At 59.2% G+C, this 18,357-nt stretch carries 15 protein-coding genes; 1 reads left to right on the top strand and 14 read right to left on the bottom strand.

The annotated features are described in order from the left end of the window. Positions 1–639: 639 nt before the first annotated feature. Positions 640–1,863, bottom strand: coding sequence for a single stranded DNA-binding domain-containing protein (locus NO877_RS15515; RefSeq protein WP_256397258.1), 1,224 nt, complete (start codon positions 1,861–1,863; stop codon positions 640–642). Positions 1,864–2,394: 531 nt separating this feature from the next. On the opposite strand from NO877_RS15515, the gene NO877_RS15510 reads away from it, so the two are divergent. Then, positions 2,395–2,634, top strand: coding sequence for a hypothetical protein (locus NO877_RS15510; RefSeq protein ID WP_256397257.1), 240 nt, complete (start codon positions 2,395–2,397; stop codon positions 2,632–2,634). Positions 2,635–2,874: 240 nt separating this feature from the next. On the opposite strand, the gene NO877_RS15505 is transcribed toward NO877_RS15510, so the two are convergent. The 13 genes from NO877_RS15505 to NO877_RS15445 all read right to left on the bottom strand — a co-directional run bounded on the left by NO877_RS15505 (position 2,875) and on the right by NO877_RS15445 (position 18,357). Next, positions 2,875–3,180 carry a hypothetical protein gene (locus tag NO877_RS15505; protein WP_256397256.1) on the bottom strand — a complete coding sequence of 102 codons (306 nt, stop codon included), beginning with the start codon at positions 3,178–3,180 and terminating at the stop codon, positions 2,875–2,877. A 225-nt stretch (positions 3,181–3,405) separates the two neighbouring features. Further along, positions 3,406–3,918 carry a hypothetical protein gene (locus NO877_RS15500; protein WP_256397255.1) on the bottom strand — a complete coding sequence of 171 codons (513 nt, stop codon included), beginning with the start codon at positions 3,916–3,918 and terminating at the stop codon, positions 3,406–3,408. A 93-nt stretch (positions 3,919–4,011) separates the two neighbouring features. Beyond that, on the bottom strand, positions 4,012–4,521 hold the full coding sequence (locus NO877_RS15495; RefSeq protein ID WP_256397254.1) for a hypothetical protein: 510 nt from the start codon (positions 4,519–4,521) through the stop codon (positions 4,012–4,014). Positions 4,522–4,578: 57 nt separating this feature from the next. Next, positions 4,579–4,854, bottom strand: coding sequence for a hypothetical protein (locus NO877_RS15490; protein WP_256397253.1), 276 nt, complete (start codon positions 4,852–4,854; stop codon positions 4,579–4,581). Positions 4,855–5,099: 245 nt separating this feature from the next. Continuing rightward, positions 5,100–5,612: a hypothetical protein gene (locus NO877_RS15485; RefSeq protein ID WP_256397252.1), complete on the bottom strand. Its 513-nt coding sequence runs from the start codon at positions 5,610–5,612 to the stop codon at positions 5,100–5,102. Between the two features lie 687 nt (positions 5,613–6,299). Then, positions 6,300–6,632: a hypothetical protein gene (locus NO877_RS15480; protein WP_256397251.1), complete on the bottom strand. Its 333-nt coding sequence runs from the start codon at positions 6,630–6,632 to the stop codon at positions 6,300–6,302. 101 nt (positions 6,633–6,733) lie between these two features. Further along, a complete protein-coding gene (locus tag NO877_RS15475; RefSeq protein ID WP_256397250.1) occupies positions 6,734–6,967 on the bottom strand; it encodes a hypothetical protein in 234 nt (77 codons plus the stop codon). 1,416 nt (positions 6,968–8,383) lie between these two features. After that, positions 8,384–12,127, bottom strand: coding sequence for a type IV secretory system conjugative DNA transfer family protein (locus NO877_RS15470; RefSeq protein WP_256397249.1), 3,744 nt, complete (start codon positions 12,125–12,127; stop codon positions 8,384–8,386). 137 nt (positions 12,128–12,264) lie between these two features. Continuing rightward, a complete protein-coding gene (locus NO877_RS15465) occupies positions 12,265–14,493 on the bottom strand; it encodes a hypothetical protein (RefSeq protein ID WP_256397248.1) in 2,229 nt (742 codons plus the stop codon). Beyond that, complete coding sequence (locus NO877_RS15460) at positions 14,477–14,719, bottom strand: hypothetical protein (protein ID WP_195155678.1); 243 nt, start codon at positions 14,717–14,719, stop codon at positions 14,477–14,479. The genes NO877_RS15465 and NO877_RS15460 overlap by 17 nt, the downstream gene beginning before the upstream one ends. Before the next feature lie 212 nt (positions 14,720–14,931). Then, the gene (locus NO877_RS15455; RefSeq protein WP_256397247.1) at positions 14,932–15,282 is read right to left on the bottom strand and encodes a hypothetical protein; all 351 of its coding nucleotides are present in this window, start codon (positions 15,280–15,282) and stop codon (positions 14,932–14,934) included. Between the two features lie 236 nt (positions 15,283–15,518). Beyond that, positions 15,519–15,944, bottom strand: coding sequence for a hypothetical protein (locus tag NO877_RS15450; protein ID WP_256397246.1), 426 nt, complete (start codon positions 15,942–15,944; stop codon positions 15,519–15,521). 181 nt (positions 15,945–16,125) lie between these two features. After that, on the bottom strand, positions 16,126–18,357 hold the full coding sequence (locus NO877_RS15445; protein WP_256397245.1) for a phage NrS-1 polymerase family protein: 2,232 nt from the start codon (positions 18,355–18,357) through the stop codon (positions 16,126–16,128).

The raw sequence follows: 18,357 nt of genomic DNA, 5'->3' as shown, positions 1-18,357 counted from the left end.
GTGAGTGGGTATCGGAGCTACAGGGGAGTAGCCCACGCGCGGTGGCGGGATGACGCGGGAGGGGCTGGGGCAGTAAGAGCGGGAAACCGGCGCGCGGTTTGCGCCGGGCAAACGTTCTTGACTGCCCTGGCGGTGGCCCCTCCCGCTTGGGCGGGGTAGTCGCGAGCGCAGCCGGACTACGAGGAGGGGGCTGGGGCAGTAAGAGCGGGAAACCGGCGCGCGGTTTGCGCCGGGCAAACGTTCTTGACTGCCCCGGTGGGAGCCCCCTCCGACATGCTCTGGTCTGGGGAGGCGGAGCGGTAGCGGTCCCAGTGCGCGCGTGACCCCGACGCGCGTGCGCCGCCCCAGTCATGTCCCAGTCGCGGTCTCGGAGTGGAAGACGGTCCAGTCGTTGCGCGCGACTCCGACGCGCGTGGTCGTGTCCGACCGCGGTCGCGGTGGCTGATCGGGACAGGACCGATGCCCTCCGGCGCAGCCGAGACGCTCGGGCGGTGTTGAGAGAGCGTCGAGGAGGGGAGGAGGGGAGGGTGGTGGAGCGTTGCGGTCCGACCCTCCGGGCGTCGGGGGAGGGCAGCTGTGCGGAACCGGCCGCCTCCGGTCGAGGCGGCCGCCGCGGCGCGACCGGTCGCGGCGAGCGGTTCAGGCCATGGCCGCGTCGAGTTCGTCCTCGGTGATCCGGCCCATCGCCCAGTCGTTGACGGCCTCCATCTGCTCGGTCGTGAGCGTCGCATCGCCCGTGTTGGCCGGCTCGCCGTTCATGTCGCCGATCCACTGGTGCGTTCGGGAGTCCACATCCCACGCCGACCGGGAGGGCTTGTCGCCGCCGAGCTTCCGGCGGGTTCCGGGACCGTCGCCGTGCGAGAGGTGGTGAATCTCGGCGTCGGCGTCGACGGCGATGCTGGTCTGGTATTCGCCGTTGCGCTTGTAGGCGTTGACCTTGCCGCGAGTGATCCGGACACGGTCGCCCTCCTTGAGCGTCGGCTTGCGGCCCGACTTCTGCCAGACGACGACCTTCACGGTCGCGCCGTTCCCATCGGAGAGGAGACCGACCTGTCGCTGACCCTTGCCGCGAGGCGACCACAGCACGTCGACGTTGGCCTCGATCGTCGTCTGGTACTGCTGGAAGGGGTCGATCTCCTTGATGGGCTGGCGGACCTCGGGGAATCGCTCGACGGAGTCCTTGACGGACATCATCGCCTGAAACACGGAGCGCCCGTCGGCGACCTTGCGAGCGAGGAGCTGGCTGAGGGACGCACGCGAGAGCGCACATTCGCCGTGGAACCGGTCGGCGAGTCGCGCCGCCTGCGTGTTCACGTCGCCGACCTGCTCGGGGGTGAGTTCCTCGAAGGGGTTGGTCTCGGGTTCGCTCGGGGTCTCGGGGGTCTCGTCGCTCGTCGTCCGGGCGTAGTGGGTGTCGCTCGTGACTTCCTCACGGCATCGCTCGGCACGCGACTTGATCTCCTCGCCCGCATCGGCGGCCTTCTCGCGCACGGAGTGGAATCGCTCGGCGAGTTCGGTGGACTTCCGGTCGGCCTCGGCCTCGCCCTCGATCCGTTCCTCGACCGCGAGCGTGTACGACTCACGGCGCATCTCGGGGTCGTCGAAGCCCCGCGGCGCACGCCGGGACTCGCGACGACTGATCTGGCCTTCCGTTCCCATGTCCGTCGACTTGAGGCCGCCCGCGGCGTCGTGGGGGTTGCCGAGCGCGACCGTCATCACGTCCGCGCCGACCGTGATCCCGCCCGACCCACCGAAGGACTGGCGACCGGTCTCCTCGTTCGACCACACGCCGCGGACGTTCACATCGTTGTCGGCGATTCCGTAGGCTCCGGTCTCCGCGATGTCAGGGGTTCGGTTGGACATGAGTTATCTCCCTCTATTACTGCCTACATGGGCAGTAACCTTAAACCCTTCGTTAGGCGGGTATGAGGGGGTTGAAACCCGGATTTCGGTCTTGGGAGTCCGGTGGGGGCGGGGACGAGAACTGCGGTCGGTCGAGGAAGCCGGACGCACCCGCAGCGAGGCTACGGCGAGCGAGGACGCCCGGCAGCCCGGAACGGCGCGAAGCGCCGCAGGCCCGGCAGCCCGGACCGACGGAAGTCCGGCGAGGCGGTGACGGAGCGGGAGGTGCTGAGCCGCGTACGAGAAACGTGCGCGATCGTCGTCGCGGTCGACGCGGAGGTGGTCTGTGGTCCTGGTGGATGAAAGGGCGAGGTAGGCTCGAACCGTCCCGGACCCCATAAGCACCGCAGCGAGCTGTGTGGAGAGCGAGGAGCGCAGTGCGGGTCCCGGAACGGTCGGTCGAGCCTGCCGAGGGCTTTCGCGGTCTTCTTCACCGACTCCGCTGTCGCTGTAACCGACATGTTCTTGCCGACGTAGGCACTATCTCTGAGTATGCCACGCCCACCGACCGTCTCCGATGACGACATCGTTGATGCCATCCGAGAGCACGAAGACGCCGTGTTGTCGACGTCCGAAGTCGCCGATGAGTTGTCACTGAAGCGTCGAGGGACGCTGAACCGACTGAAGGACCTCCATGATGAGGGGCGGATCGAATCGAAGACCTTCCAGGATCGGTTTGCTGTGTGGTGGATCCCACACGACGACGACGCGCCGGAATCGGACGATCGCTGAAGCCGGTCGCGGTCAAGGCGCAGCCCGAGGAGCGACCGCACCGCAGGGAGGGGGAGGCACGAGCGACTGGTGGAGAGCGAGTGTCTCCGGCCTCGGTGGGAGGACGGTCCGGTCGCGGAGATGGAGTGATGCTGAGTCTCGCCGAAGGCGCTCAGCGCCAGCTCGTCTGGCGCGACCCGGCGCGCGAGCAACGCGCGGATGGTCGTCGGTCGGCCGCAAGGGCGACCGTGGCCGTGACGGTCACGCCGGGGCGTCGACCCGCGGCCCGTAGTGGTCCATCAGCCGCCGAACGTACTCGGCGGCAGCCCCGGTCGTCTCGAACGTGTCGCAGGCGACACGGACGAGGAAGTCGTTCTGGTGGACGGTGACGTGGACGTCGCCGTCACCGGGGGTGTAGATGGTGAGCGTCGTCGGCTCGTCGACGGCGTGCTCGAGACACGCCCAGACGGTCGCCGCGTTCGGGACGTGCGCTATCGCGCTGGCCGGGATGCCCCGCTTGCGGAGCTCCCAGTCGCGACCGGCGGTATCGAAAGAGGCGGGGTCCATCTTATCGAGTCCGGAGTGGGGTCGCCGTTCCGATGGGTGCGCCCATGTTGGCCGCGCGGCGCTTCAGGTCCTCGATGCTGTCGTCGTCGGAGTGGGTGTGTTCGTTCATCTTCGGCCTCTACCCAAATCGGGGGACAGAAACTCTCGCCGGGGGCGTCGCTCTCCTCCCGGCCTCGCGTCTTGTCAATCGTTACAACGTCCGGGCGAACAAGTTGACAAGACCGGCTACAGGTCTGCCAGCGATTCGAACTCGGCGTCGACGTCGGTGTGCCACTCGATCGACGGCCGCCGGGAGCCGTCGTGTTTGTGCATCCGGACAACCGACCGGGACTGGTCGCTCGTCGCCGACGCGAGCTGTGCGCCGGCCCAGCGGATCATGGCTTCATCGGTCGGGGACGAAGCGAGTGAACGGAGGTGGCCCATGAGGTGTCGGGCGGTGTCCGCGGAGAGATCGTCGACGGCGAGCTCGACAGGCCACGCCGAGCCGTGGCCGGGCTGGTGGTTGCGACTGCGAAGGACGGTCGCGTCGAATTCGTTGAACACCGAGGCCATCCGCGTCAGGGCCGCCGGGGAGTGCTCTTCGATGAACAGCGAGAGCGCCTGACAGAAGAACGTCGATGTTCGCTCGTCGATGCCGTCGAACCAGATGGTGATCGCGTTGTGCTCATCGAGGTCGGCGTCGTACACAGTCGGCGTCTCGACGAACGGAGTGTCGGTGGGGGATAACTGACTACTCATGATCTCTCTCACTCGCCATCGAGAGGTAGAAACTCCTCGCGGGGCGCTCGGTGGTTGGGTGGCTCCTGCGGAACCCACAGAGGACGGACGCTGTTAGGCGTCGAACTCCTGAAGGATCGCTTTGCGGGTGGTCGCGTTGTCGAGGCGGAACACCTGGACATGGAGACCGGCTTCGCGAGCTTGGTCGATCATGTCCGCGGTCCCGTTGGAGTCGCCGTCCCAGAACGCGACGAGCGCGTCGGCGTGGTCGGCCATCTCGCCGTTGCGGCGGGGGCCGGCCCGAGCGTCGTACTTGCCGTACTGGCCTTCGCGGACGACGGCGTCCGGGTGGTCGATGTCGTTCCAGTCGGGGGTGAACTGGACGACGTCGACATCCGAACGGTAGCTGGCCCACGTCTCGCCCCACTGGTCGGGCGAGGAGTCGTTGCCGCCGCTGACCAGTTCGTCGATCGCGCGGCGGTCGATGCCGGCGGCGTAGAACGCACGGGCGACGACGGCCCGCTGTTCGGTCTCGGTCAGCGACAGCTGCTCGGAGAGGTCGCGGGAGCCGGCAACGATCACTGCGGGGTAGGCCTGTGCTGATGACGCCGTCCGGTCGGACATGCTACTACTCACAGTTCACTCGGAGGGTAGAAACTCTTCGGGTGGTACGCGGGTGCGCTACTCGGGGCCGCCCTGGATGATGTGGACGTCGCCCTCGAGAGCGTCGGGAGACTCCTTGATGTCATCGAGGATCTGGTAGCCGTCGTATCCATCCGCAATCCGGACGCGGACCTGCATCACCTCTGCCGGCACTGAGTTGACGTCGCCGAGGAACTCGACCAGTGTGGCGTCCTCATGGCCGTCGAAGTAGTCCTTGATGGCAGACTTCACTTCGTCTGCGCGTTCATCGAGCGATCCATCGAAGCCGAAATTGTACGTGAAGACATCAACCATATCGGTACACCTCAGTCGCGGGATAAAAACCACAGGGATCATCTGACCCCACCCCGGACTGCCGCTGTAACGCATCCAGTGATCGAGTGTCGTCGTGGGGGCACACCCCTCTATCGAAATGAAATCTGACCCCCCGTTATCGACTTGTAACCGGACCCCTCTATCGATGTGTTCGGTAGCGACCCCCCGTGTTCGATGTGTAACCGGACCCCCCTCGGCGCGACTGGGGGGTGACCCGGCGGGCGCTACACTTCGACGGCGTTCCAGTCTGCGTCGGTGTCGGCGTGCCACTCCATCGTGCTGCCGAGGTCGTCGGCGGTTTCGGCCACGCGGACGATCGACCGGGGCTGGTCAGCGGTTGCCTTCTCGAGGACGGAACGGAACTCGGCGATGCCCATGAGCGAGCTGCCCATCTTCCGGCCGGCGGTGACCATCCGGTGGGCCAACTCGGAGTCGACGCCTTCGATCTCGACTTCGACGGGCCACCGACAGTCGGGGGGCGTCTCGTCCATCGGCTGGATGCCCACCGTCTTCTCCACCGGGCTTTCGGTGACGTCGGTGAAGATCCCGAGGACCTGGAGGAACGGATCAGCGTCGTTGGTCTCAAGCGTTCGCGAGAGTTGCTCGGCGAGGGTGGTTGCCGTCCGGATGTCAACGCACTCGATGTAGATGGCGACCACGTTCTCGGAGTTGAGGCTGTGCGTTCCGTAGTCGGTGGCTGTCCGAACGTCGACGGTGTCTTCTTGCGGTGTACTCATTCAGTTCTCCTCTACCCCCGTCGGGAGCTACAAACCCCCGCGCCCTACTCGTGACCTCCACGTCGGGATCGGACAAACAGTCTGCGGCCTGGTGGATGAAAGGGCGAGGGTCACTCCTGTTCGCTGAGTCGACCTCTATCCCGGTCGCGGTTTGACCGGGATATGTTGCTCAGCGGGCAGGAGGGGACCGAGGGCTTTCTACGGCTCCTCCACCACCCCGCTACCGATACTCCATACAGGTACCCACACCCAGCCTGCGCTGACGGCTCCCCCACGGGTGAGTGACTGATAGCACACCCCCTCGCTGAGACGTTCCCCTATGGGGGCCGTGGCAGTACCACCGCTGTCTCGAGTAAGGGGCCGTCTGTTCCAACTGTCCAGTAGCCCGTTCTCCGTGGGCGTCTCCGTCGTGGTTGATCGCCGTCTGCTGATCGGACTCCCCCTGTCCGGGCTGGTGTCGCTGTGTCGGTCCTCGGTGTTCGCGAGGCTGGCTCCCATCGCGGGTGGTCTGAAGAAACGTCGTCGGGAGTGGTCCACGCAGTGCTGGATGGCTTCCTGCTGATGCTCACAAAGGTGGAGGGTGGTGTGTCCCCGTCCGGTGCTACTCGCATCGGTCGGAGGTGGTCCCCCAGCTGTTCGTCTCGCCCTGGTGTTGCCTGTCGCTGTCTGCTCGACGTCGCCGGGCGTTCAGTTGTCGTCGGCTTCGTTGTCGTCGTGGTACCAGCCGTCGTCGCCGAAGTAGGGGTGTGGTGTGACGAGGTCGACGCCGGTTGTTCCCTCGGGCAGCGGCATGTTCCCGATCTCCTCGCTGCGCTCTTCGAGCATTTCACCAAACTCACCATCTGCGTCGATGGCTAATTCCATCAGCATCCGTTCCATCTTGATGTTGAGCTGTTCCATCTTGATCCGCTGGTGGCGGTTGTTCACCCCTTCGCGAAGAAGTAGCTTCAGAGTCAGGCTTCGGGATATCTCGTGGTGGTCTGCGATGTCATCGATGAGCTCCGCTAGTTCATCAGACACATGGCAGGTGACGTTAGTTGCCATCGTAACTCTCCGTTCATCGGGTGCCCTCTTAAGTCGTCCCCTCAGACGAATCCCCACCTCCGTTCTGCCGGCCTCGGCTACTCCCCGCCGACGTGCCACCACCCGGCTCCGTCCTGTTGCCTCCTGCCCGCGGCAACCGGGGGGATGATCATCGCCTCTCCACCCTCACCCTCTACACCACTCCCAGTGGTTACCCCCGCTTGCCCCCACGCGCCGGAAAGCCCCTTTGCTGTAGCTTCCCATCTGGTGCTGTCGATCGCCGCATCGGTCTGTCCCACCGCGTGGCTGGTCGTCGATGCAGGTCCCCACACCGAGAGTTGATGGATGGTCTGTTGCTTCTGGTCGACGTCGATCGCTGTCCCTGTCTGGTTGTGCCAGCCGGGGGTCGTCTTCGCTCGCTGTCCGGTGTTGTTCTGTCCGAGTGGGCCACCCCCCTGTCTCGCACTCCTACGCGCCCCCTCCCAGGCTGTTTCCTCTGCGCCCAGAATCCAGTATCTGATTTCTGATATAGTTCTCCTGTCTCTCTCACCGATCGCTCACTTCTCCTCTCTCCCCCTCGGCCCCGTCCTGATCTATCGCTACGCGGTCGACCTTCCGGTCGTATTGCCCTCTAGGCCCCTAACACTGTGAATTCGCGGAACCCACGCAGACTGATCGAGAGGTATATTAGAGAAGCTCTAAAGCTCCCTCAGCCTGTTAGAACCCACGCAGCGGGATTATGGGGGAGGGTGCGTTGATAATAATCCCCCCAGAATCGACAGCCGTCTAGCGATAAACAACTACATCAGATGGAATATATAACATATCAGGTATGGTCCAGAAAGGCGTTGGGTCTTGCGATTATGGTCGGTTTTGAGGCAACTATTGCCACCTATCATGGAGTTAGGCTATACCGCTCTCATGTTGCGATTACATCGCTGATAGCATACCCCCACGAATCGGGTTCCGTCCTGCGATTAGAGATTGGACGCGGTTGTGTCAAATGTGTATTGTTCTGGAATTGTAGTACGATAACAACACCGGTCAAATCGCTTCTCGTCTTGCGATTATGAGAATTATCACAACTCCCCGCTATTCGCATCTCGTCTTGCGATAACAGAATTTGAGAGATCTTCACCCATCATGTCGTGATGGTCCGAGTGGCTGATAAAGAAACCCTCCAATCTAGTTGTCTTCGTGCGATTATGATTTTGATAAGAGATTGGCTGTATCGCTCTCCCGTCTTGTGATTTATTAGTACTGGTTCGTCGTAATTGTCTGAACTATTATGAGATGGTCGTTGTTGGGTTCAATGAAGCGGTTTGGTTTCTGTCGGGAGGAGATCGATTCTTAATTAGATTGTTCTGTGATACGCGATAGACATCCACCTGTTGTGCCCTGTATGACGGAGATATTTTGGCTAGGTTTCTCTGAGATTTTCGATTGATACCGATTTGCTGTGCCATCTGTGCGGCGATATTCTGATTAGATTGCCGTTCGCATATCGTTTTTATTGGGTTTTCTAACCGATACCAAAGCGGTTCACTCCCTTATTTTCAGCACAGTCTTGCTCTAGGCGGCCCCATTAGCTTAGAACGTGGTGTGTTCGTGGGGATAGTGTTTAGTGTTATAGTGATCGCTGAAGGATTGAAGAACTGTTGCTAGGCCTGTTCAAATGAGAGTCCGGAAGGGATGTCTGAGTTATGGATTGATTCCGCACAAGAAAATGAGTGGGGAGGATATGGCCGCTAGTCGTCGCCTAGATCTTCCCTGAGTTTGTTGATGCCGAAGATTCTCTCCATCCCCGGCACGTCCAGCTTGTCGCTAGTCTTCTCGAAGTTGGTCGTGCTGGTTGCTTCTACGTATCCGATCTGGTCAGCGAGAGACGACAGGAGCTGGCGCATCCCGTCGATGTCTTTGACCACCCAGATGCCGTCACCGGGCATGTTTGCGAGCTTGATGTAGTCGTCCTCAACGTGTCGCCGCTTGTTGGGAGATGTTTCAACCTCAACGGTTTTGATGCGATCGTCCAGAGAGTCGTCGGTCGGCTTGGCGTACAGGTCGTACTTCTTCTCTTCGTTGTCCGGGCTGTAGTACATGTGCGTCTCGTAGCCGAGCGCGTCGTAGTGTGCCTGGATGAGCTTGACGCCGACACGATGCTCCGGGCTCTCCCGGCCGTACTCACCGCCGTCTCGTGGCGCGAGATTGCGATCCACGACGACGTTTGCTTCGTCTGTCGGCCAGTAGTACGCCTGCCTGTTTCCGAGCGTGAACTTCTCGAGGTATCCCCAGTCACAGAGGTCTGCTGCCGTCTCGCTGTAGGGAAGTTCCTTCATCGAGTCCTTGATGTGGTAGCCGTTTACCCCATCGGTGAGCGCGTCGTAGACCATCCGCAGGAACATCTCGTGTTCGTTCGTGAACTCCTCGGTGTCCGCTGGGGAGGTGTCATCATCGCCGTCGTCGCCGTCATCGTCTTCATCTGCGCGTGCTTTCACGCCGCTGTCCATGTCGATCGCCTCGTGTTCGCGGTTGACGCAGTGGCGATACCGACTTCGTTCACGCACAGAATCCGCGAGCGAGTTGACGTTGAATGGTCCCGCGTTGTGTCCTGGCGGGATGGGAAGCGGCCGGAGCGTGAGTATCTCTGGCTTCTGTTTGTGGAAGCCCGTCGACGGCAGCTGGACGATCCACTCGCCACGCCGAAGCCCGGAGATGCGGTCTTTGATCTCATCATTTTCGAGGTCCTCGTGGAACAGCGACTCCGCGAGGAGGTCGTCGGTCGCGACGTTGCCGATGATCTTCGTGTTGATGTTGTTGAGAATCTCCTTGTACGCCCGCCGATTGTCGTTTGGATTGTCTCCGAGTACCTGCTCAGGATACTGCATGATGAGTCCCAGCGAGAGATTGAATTCCCGCCCTTTCGGGAGCAGTTCTCGGTAGACAATCTCGTTGCGAGCGATGTTTGCGGACTCCTCGATGATGACGTTCGTGATGTATTCGTCGTCGTCCGGCGTCCAGATGGACTGCGCCGATGTCCACAGGTGCGAGAGGAACAACACAGTGAACACTTCGCTGCTGGCTCCACGAAGGCTTCCCGTGTCGATGAGAACGACTTTGTTTGAGTTGAGGATGCTCTTCATGTCGAGCATCGGTATCTCCTTGCTGTACCAGTTTGTCTCGTCGTTCCAGTATTTATCCTCGATCGTGTACGACAGCATATCCCAGATGAAGTCGCGTTCCTTCAGCTTCCGGATCCGATTGAGGACTGCGTCCGTCGTGTTCATGAACTGCCGTGCGTCCTTCTCGAGGTGCGATTCGAGGATGGACGTGACCTGCGTGTCGGCCGTTCGCGGGATTGCTTCGAGGACTTTGTCGTAGTCTTCGTCGAGGTCTTCGACCTGCTTGCCGTACTTCTGGAACTCCTGTGCGGCCTGCATGAGCTCACCGATAGAGAAGTAGTCCTTTCCGTGGTCTTTGTCGAATAGCGCCTTGATGAGATTGGTGAGGATCTCGTTCGCGACGAACGCCTGTTCGACTGTCTTCTTTCCCAGAACGAAGCGCAATATCTGGAAGTAGTGGTCGATGATATCCTGTTTAGCCGTCTCGCGTGTCCGCCCGGCACCCTCTGTGAGCGGCCGGAGATCGAAGAACGGCATCCCCGGAACCATGCCGTCTGCCTCGGGGATCTGGATATATTCGACGTCGTCGACGTTGCCGAACAGCGTGCGATGACACCGCAGGTAGTTCTCACACATCTCGCCGTCCTTGGGGTCGATGAGGATTGTTGGCCCCTCGAGGTCATTGTGTGTGGTCAGCATATCGTTGATCGTTGCGACCGTCTTCCCGCTGCCAGTCGTCGCAGCACGGATGTAGTGCTGGGTGAGATGGTCCGCAGACAACGACAGTGCGTCCCGTTGCGAGAGGTGGTTCCACCACTCGTTTTTCGTCTCGATGGTGCTGATATCGTCGGGCTTGTCGCGGTGATCACGCAGCGCGGTGACGGCGTGACCGATCGTCATCCCCTTGGAGAACTCCTTGAACACCTCCTCGTTCGGCGAGGTGAGCGGCGACTGTGCCGTGGGCATCCCGCCGGTCCCACCGCGACTTGCTTTCGGGAGCGAGTCGATCGACGGGACCGTGATGAAGTTTGAGAGCTCGTCGATGTTACAGACGAGCAGCGGTTTTCGTCGCGTCCATGACTCCAGCCCGTTCGGGTAGGTGATGCCGTGGTTGAGCATCCGTTCGTACTCAGCATCGTTTGTCCCGAGGTAGTTCCCCTCGATGGAGTAGAACTTCCCGCTGACTTGGTTGAGCGCGTCTTGGAGATTGCGCGCCGTTTCCGCGTCGGATGCTGCGGCTCGCAGTGAGACGTTGTATGTGTGCGACGGGTCCTTCAGGTCGATCTGTCCCATCCGACTGGTTCCTGAGCGGTAGCCGCCGGTCTGTGAGTCGTGGATTGAACCACCGATTTCATGCGGCGTATCGCTCCGGTGTCGCTCCTGTTTCTCTTCGTCGGAGACGCCAAGGGCACCATCTATGAGCGTTCGGAGGACGAGTCCGCCGGTTGTATGGACGCCCTGCTTGAGGTTTCCTTTCTGCCGTTCTGCCTTTGGAGACCAGTCTGCCCGTGGCTCGAAGACACTCTGAAAGACGACCGCGCCATCCGATTGGATGATCGTCTCGAGGAGGTTTGAGAGTGGTGAGCGTTCGATTGCTTCGTTGTCGTACGACGAGAGTGTCGTCATCCAATCGCGCCGCTTCTCTTCGACACCTTCCCAGCGGACCATCTCGGGGACGTCCTCGAAGATGTTTGTGATGTCGAATTGTTTGCGCCCGAACTCGAAGTTTTCCGGATACTGCGATCGCGTCGTGCTCTCAAGCCGGTCACATGTAACGTCGCCACGCTCACCAGGCCCGATGAAGAACTTGAACTGCGCTTCGTCCTCGGGCTTGTAGATGATGAACTCGAAGTTCGATACTGGCTCGATCCCAGCGATGTGGAGCTCCATGTCGAGCGGGAGCTTCCGTCCGTTCCCGTAGCGGTGGAGGCCGTACAGTTCGCGTTTGACGGTCTCTGAGTTCACTTCCTCACGGACTGGTGTGATTTGGATGTACTCCTGTTCGGATTCGATTTCCTCAATGAAGTTTTCAGCCTCACCGTCGCTGAGCGTTCCACTGAGAGACGGATCAGATGCTGATTCGTAGTCCGCGGGGATGGTGATCGGCTCTTCGTCTTCATCCTCTACCTCCCCATCTATCGCGGCCTCGAAGATATCGAAGTCGCCGTCAACCACCTCGGGTGTCGGCGTCTCGTCGTCTTCGACCGATGGTTCGCTTGTCTCTTCAGCTGGTGCTGGCGAGGCACTGTCCGTAGTGTCGTCGGCAGTCTCATCGAAGAGGGTCGGCGGCTGTTCCTCGGATGGTTCGTCTGGGCCGGGCGGTTCTCCTGGCGAAGGAGTATCGCCTTCCCGGTGGTTGTCGTCTTGGCTCACCGTGAACTGTACGTCACAACCAGATTAGTTATGTCTTGTGCCCCCGTTTTCTCTCCTCTCCCGATGTGGGCTCACAGAGGCAGGATTGTTAGAAATCTGTGGGTTTCACCATCCGGTTCCCATAGTGGTTGTCGTCCCTAATCTCGGTACTTCATCCACCACACGAGGAACAAACCAAGAGCGATCCAGTTGATAAAGACGAGGAGGTTCGAGATCATCGCGTGGAGGTATCCGATCGGCATCCTCACGATGTTGAGGGCGACCTTGCCTGTCCAGACCTTCGTTGATGACTCGCCATAGTGGGTGTCGAAGTCCTCTCGGAGAGGGTCCCCCTCGAAGCGCACGTCGACCGTAGAGACGTTTTCACTTACCATCTGGGTGAATTCCCCATCGGAGTTTGTGGTGGTCCTGTGGACAGATTCACCGTCGATGATGATCTCACGGTTGGGGACGGGATCATCGGTTTCTGAATGCTCGAGGGTGCCAGTGACCTCGTACGTGGTTGTGTTGAGATCGCTAACGATCCGCGTCGGTTCAACGGTGATTCGGTGGACCTCACCGATGGGGACGTCATTTCCGAATACGTCGGTGGCGGTGATTTCGATGTCCTCTAACTCGCTGACCGGCTGTGACAACTGTGAGCCGACAGTCCTGTAGAGTTGAACATCGCCCCCTGTGTCGATGACGTTCTCACCGAGGTTGATCCCTTCGTAGATCTGGGCTTGATCTTGCATGGTGGGTTTCACTCCGAGGGTGTTGGAAGCCGATGTTCTGTACCCCGCAGCGTCCATGTAGTCACGGTGGAGATTCGGCGTCTCGTCATGTTTGACAGACGTTCGGACCCACTGTGCCGAGCCGTCTCGTCGGTGCTCGACACGATCGTAGAGTGACTGAGAGAGGAAAATCCACGGGCTGTGGATCTTGTACTGGTCTTGGTGGGCGCGCTCCTTACAGAACAGTGCGCCACGCTCGATACACTCTTCGTTGGCCTTCAGCTCGATGCTTCCAAGCGGGTTTTTCTCTGGTCGCTGGTCGCCGATGATGTCGAAGTAAATCTCGTCACGGAAGGCATTCTCAACGAGGTAGGCATCAATCGTGAGGTCCGTTGCGTCTGCGGCCTCGATGGTGTAGTAGCTCGGGTCGTGGAAGGCACTTGCTGCGGACACCTTCTTTGTTTTTTCCCACGAGTTACCGGGGCAGGTGCTGTCGACACCGTAGGTGAGTTCTAAACCGATGAGAACGTCAGAGTAGAGTCCAAGGCGACCGCTCTGAGGATTGTCGATCGTGAGGATGTTCTGGTCGTTTTCAGTAACGTAGTATTCGTTGTCGTTCTGAAGAGACATCACTGAACTGCTCTCGATGATCTCCCACTCCTCATACTTAGTGTCCGTTCCGGTGAGAGTTTCGTCACCACTGACGTATGAACATTGTTCGCTACTGCTGTAATCTTCTGGGGTGGTGGTTCGGTAGTCAAACACTGTTGTGATATTGACTTGATCCGGATTCACCAGCCAGTAGTCGTCATAGAGCGCGCCTTCATCCATCCGAGCGACGTCGGCGTAGTGGTCGTGGACGACCTCGACTTCATCTTGCCAGTACCCTTCTGCTGTGGCACCTTGGACATCATACCGGGCGGAATTGTTCCCGTACCCTGCTGCTGGGACGATGCTCAGGTCGTTGCTCGTGTTGATGAACGTACTCCTTACAACATCTTGGTTGAGTTCAGTATAGTCCGTGAACTCGCCTTCATAAACTTCCGCATTGCTGGGATTTAGGACAGTTACTCCTTGGAAGGTGCCGCCTTCTTTCTCGTAGATGAACTCGGCGTTGCGGACCGGAATGGTCCCTCCCCGTCCCTCGATTTCGGCAAAGAGGAGGTTGTCGTCGCCCGTCATGATCGACTCGTTGACGGGGCGGCTCTGCCCGATGTGGACTAAATCAGTGACTTCCGCTTCGTCATACGATATCCAAGTGTCGTCGGTGGTGACTTGATACTCTGTGTAGAGGGCTTCCCGGAACCCATCTGTGAGCTGGGCAAACTCCGTGGTTTGGTCGACGGTATAGGTCCGTTCATCGAGCCTGAGGAGTGGCCGATCTACTTTGTACGTTCTTAGATCGACAGATTGGGATGTGACTGAAAAGATATCATCGTTGTTCCCTGTTGAGTTCACATCAATGTCGTTTGAAGCGAGGATGCGGTACGTACCCACGTCGTCTACCGGTGGGTTTTGTGTAGCAGTTTCGATCGGTGGATACTCGCCGTAGTCGCTTTCTTGGCCGTCACTGATGAGGATGGCCCCGCTCCCGATCACGAGGAGAAGTGCTAGTCCAATAACAGCCGAGGTTCGTTTATTGGGTAAGAACATGGTACAGGAGGTTCCAGAAGGCACTGTAGTTGGCCCCGATAATTGAGAACAGAACACCGATGCCGAATAAGCGGAATCCCCACGATCGGCGTTGGGTCCGTTTCTTGTTCATCTGCCACGCCATGAACCCAAGGAGGATGAGAGTCAATCCAAGGATCCAGAATACGCGATCAAGTCCTTCGAAGTGCTCGAACGCGGACCAGAGCATATCGAAGTCGAATTGCATCAGGGGTCCGGAAGCTGATGTCGAAGCGTACTCGCTTGGAACACTGGACAAAGACGACATGATGTGGCGGAGCTGGGTTGTCACAAGAGAGGAGAACGTAGGTCCATCCTCTAAGATAAACTCTGCTAATCGGGGGCTCATTAGTTCGTGCTACCCGCTATGCGGCCAGGTGTCTAAAATATAGGGGGTGGATTCGTTGTTCGTACCGGACTTTACGAACTGCCGGAACCGCCTTCCGCGACCCACTTCAGGAGGCTCACGAACGCCGTGAAGCCGAAGTAGAACACGATCATGGCGAGACCGCCGACGAGCAGCCAGACTCCGGTCTGGGCGCGCTCACTGCTACGACGGGCGGTGAACCAGAGGGTGGCTCCCGCGAAGACAGTCACGAAGCCGGCGTATTGAAGCGTTGTGTGGGCAACCTCGAAGAGATTGTCCAGCATGTTGGTGTATCCGTCCATCCCAGCTTCACAGGCGGAGGGATCCGAGGGGCTACAGTCGTTTGCGACCACGCTCGCCGCGCCGATCCCACCCGCGGTGAGAACGAACGACAGAGCTAACATCGATAGTACAGCTCGTGAGATTGCTTGGCTCATGCGTCGAATTCTACAAAACAAGGTACTAATATTAATCTGCCGGTGGTTTTTGCTAAGTTTTCAACTCTAACAACATTATTCCTTGTCAGTTCACCAGTTTGAACATTGGAACGCCCTTACCCTGTTTCATGGCGAAGCTGTCGCTAGCCGAGTAGCGTTCAATAAATGAAGTGATGGACTATACGACTGGGTGGAAGTTCCGTTTAGGAACTACCAGAACCGCCTTCCGCGACCCACTTCAGGAGGCTCACGAACGCCGTGAAGCCGAAGTAGAACACGATCATGGCGAGACCACCGATGAGCAGCCAGACACCGGTCTGGGCGCGGTCACTGCTACGCCGAGCAGTGAACCAGAGAGTGGCTCCCGCGAAGACAGTCACGAATCCAGCGTACTGAAGCGTCGTGTGAGCAACCTCGAAGAGGTTGTCCAGCATCGACGTATAGCCGCTCATTTCGTTCGATTCGCAGTCGTCGAAGTTCTCAACGACATTGTCGTAGTCGTCGACGTTAACTTCCTCACAGTTCGTCGTGGTATCCGCGACGGCCGATCCAACACCGAGCCCCATGCCCGTTGCGACGAACGAGACGAGGAGCATTGACAGTACAGCACGCTTAATTTTTTGGCTCATGCGTACAGTATGACCTCCCCATGGTACCGATATATAATTATCGGTCAAATAGGCGTGAAACTTTCAAAATATACAATATAATCCCCTGTCAGTTCAAATCCGAAAACAAAGATAGTTGTTAGTTCAATTTGTTGAACTGGGGTTGTCGTCTCGAAATGGACTATCGTATAAAAAGAGCGGCCTAGAAAAGGTCCGACCAGAACGATCGAGACGGGCCAGTTTCGTTGGGATCGTCACTGGGTTCGGCGGGTGCTTGAGATTCCGCGGGGACCAGGTCGGTGCTGGTCTCTGTTTCATGCGCTGGAACGTCCTGAGGTGGCTGGCGTTCCCACCGTACACGTTCTTGCGCCTCGAGTCGCTCGACGAACTCTTCATCAAGGATGTCCTCCATGGGGATTTCATCGTCACTCAGCCCCTCCGCGATCTCGTCGAATACGGGGTGATTCTTCGCTTTACACATCACGAAGAGAACCTGCTGAAGCGTCTCCAGCTGGTGTTCGCGTTTGTCGACGATGCGTTCGTAGTGCTCCAGCTCACGGTAGACGCGGGAGACTTTGTTCTCCTGCATCTGGATCTCGTTTTCGAGTTGGGTCTGGTACTCGCTCAGTTCCTCTTCCATCTTCCCGAAGTCCTGCTCGAGGACCTCAACTCTCCGTCCGAGTTCGGAGGGGATCGTCTCGTTTCCGCTGACAGAGTCGCTCCCGTCTTTGATCTCCTCTTTCTCATCTTCGTCGTCTTCTGCCTCGCTGTCGTCGGTCTCCGAGTCTTCTTCACCCACATCATCCGAATCGCTGCTCTCCCCTTCAGATTCGGAACTGGTGGTTCCGGAGTTGGTGTCTGAATCATCGTTGTCTTCTTCAGACTTCTGCTGTTCGACGTGGTCTGCCTCTAATGCTTCAACTGCGGCCCTGCCCTCTTCTGGATCGAGTTCGTCTTCTGCCGCAGTTTCGTCGCTTTCTGTCTCGGTATCGCTATCGCTATCGGAGGGGTCCTCTCCATCCGAGAACATGCTCCCTTCCGACTCAGATGGTCGGTTGAATCCATCATCGAGATCGGACGAGACATCTACGGTCACCGTGTTGGACGACGGATCATCGTCGGTGGTGTCGTCATTTTGATCCTCGTCGGCGGTCGGTTCGTCGTCCGTATCCGCTATTTCGGCGGGTTCTTCTGTTGGATCAGCCGTAAAACGGTCTGAATCCGGTTCTGTCTTGCTGGGGGAGAAGTCCGAGACTGAAGGATTCCGCTCGCCACGAGTCCGGCGGTTTCTCTCAGTCCGGGTGTTTCCCCTGCGTCGACGGGTGTCGTCTGGGGTTGGGTCCGTTACCTCCTGATCGGATTCCTCACCAGAGCTCGCCTGACTGTTGGATTTGAACCCATCCGGCCCGCCTCGGCCGGTACTTCGACTTCGACGTCCGCCGCCGGTCGTGCTTACGGGATCAGATCCGGCTTCATCGTCGGTTGCCTTTTTTTGAGGAGTCGGTTGGGCGTCGCTCTGGGTGTCCTTGTCCTGGTCTGCGCTGTCGTCATCGGATCGGGTCTGTACTTCGTCATGGCGATCGTCGTCGTAGTGGGTGTCCACACGGATGATCGCCTTCTCGATGGTCCGCTCACCGTAGGTGGTCCCGTCCGAGTAGTGCTCCTCGTTCCACTTTTCACGCATGAGGCCGGATGCCCGGAAGATCCGATCGATGAGGACAGGATCGCCACTACACCAGAATGCGAGCTTGTTACAGAACACCATGTCTGCTTCAGATTGGCTGTAGCCCGTCTTGTTGTGGTCGTCTGAGAAGCTGAAGAACTCCTCCCAGTGCCCACGCCAGAGGAGCGTGAACCCGTAGCCGTTGTCTGCCTTCTTCGCATCGGTCAGCAGTTCCTGTTCGTACGCGGTGAGGTCCTCTGTCGTTGGACCGAGTGAAAACGGGATGTCGACATCTCTGTCGTACCCGAGATTCGCTAAGTTGGGCCGTTCTCCGCTTGGGGGAGTGATCTGTATGTTCTCGCTGCTGTCGTCGTCTTCGTCATCCTCGTCTTCTCCGTCCAAGAGATACTCGGTGTAGACGTTGGTGAGGCCCTCCTGGTTGCTGTTGAGCGTTGCCTCCTCATCCGTATCGAGAGGCTGCCCATCCGACGAGACGACGTTGCCGGTGACGGTGAAGTAGCGACCGTCTTCGTAGATTTCGATGTTCCCCTTTCGGCGGCGATCGCCGGGGATCTCGCCTTCGAGGATGATGTGAGCGCCTGTGCCCGACGGGCTGATCTCGATGAACCCGTCCATTTCGTCCATGACTTCGAGTGCCCAGTCTTCCCACTCGCCGGTTTCCGCATCGCGACACTTGTCGAGGTCGATCCCAACTAGGTCGTCATCTTCGGTAAAGACAAATCCGACGCCGTCGTGGTTTTTCCTCTTCAC

Source organism: Halohasta litorea (assembly GCF_024494645.1).
GTDB classification, from domain to species: domain Archaea; phylum Halobacteriota; class Halobacteria; order Halobacteriales; family Haloferacaceae; genus Halohasta; species Halohasta litorea.
This window is presented reverse-complemented; position numbering and strand designations above follow the sequence as displayed.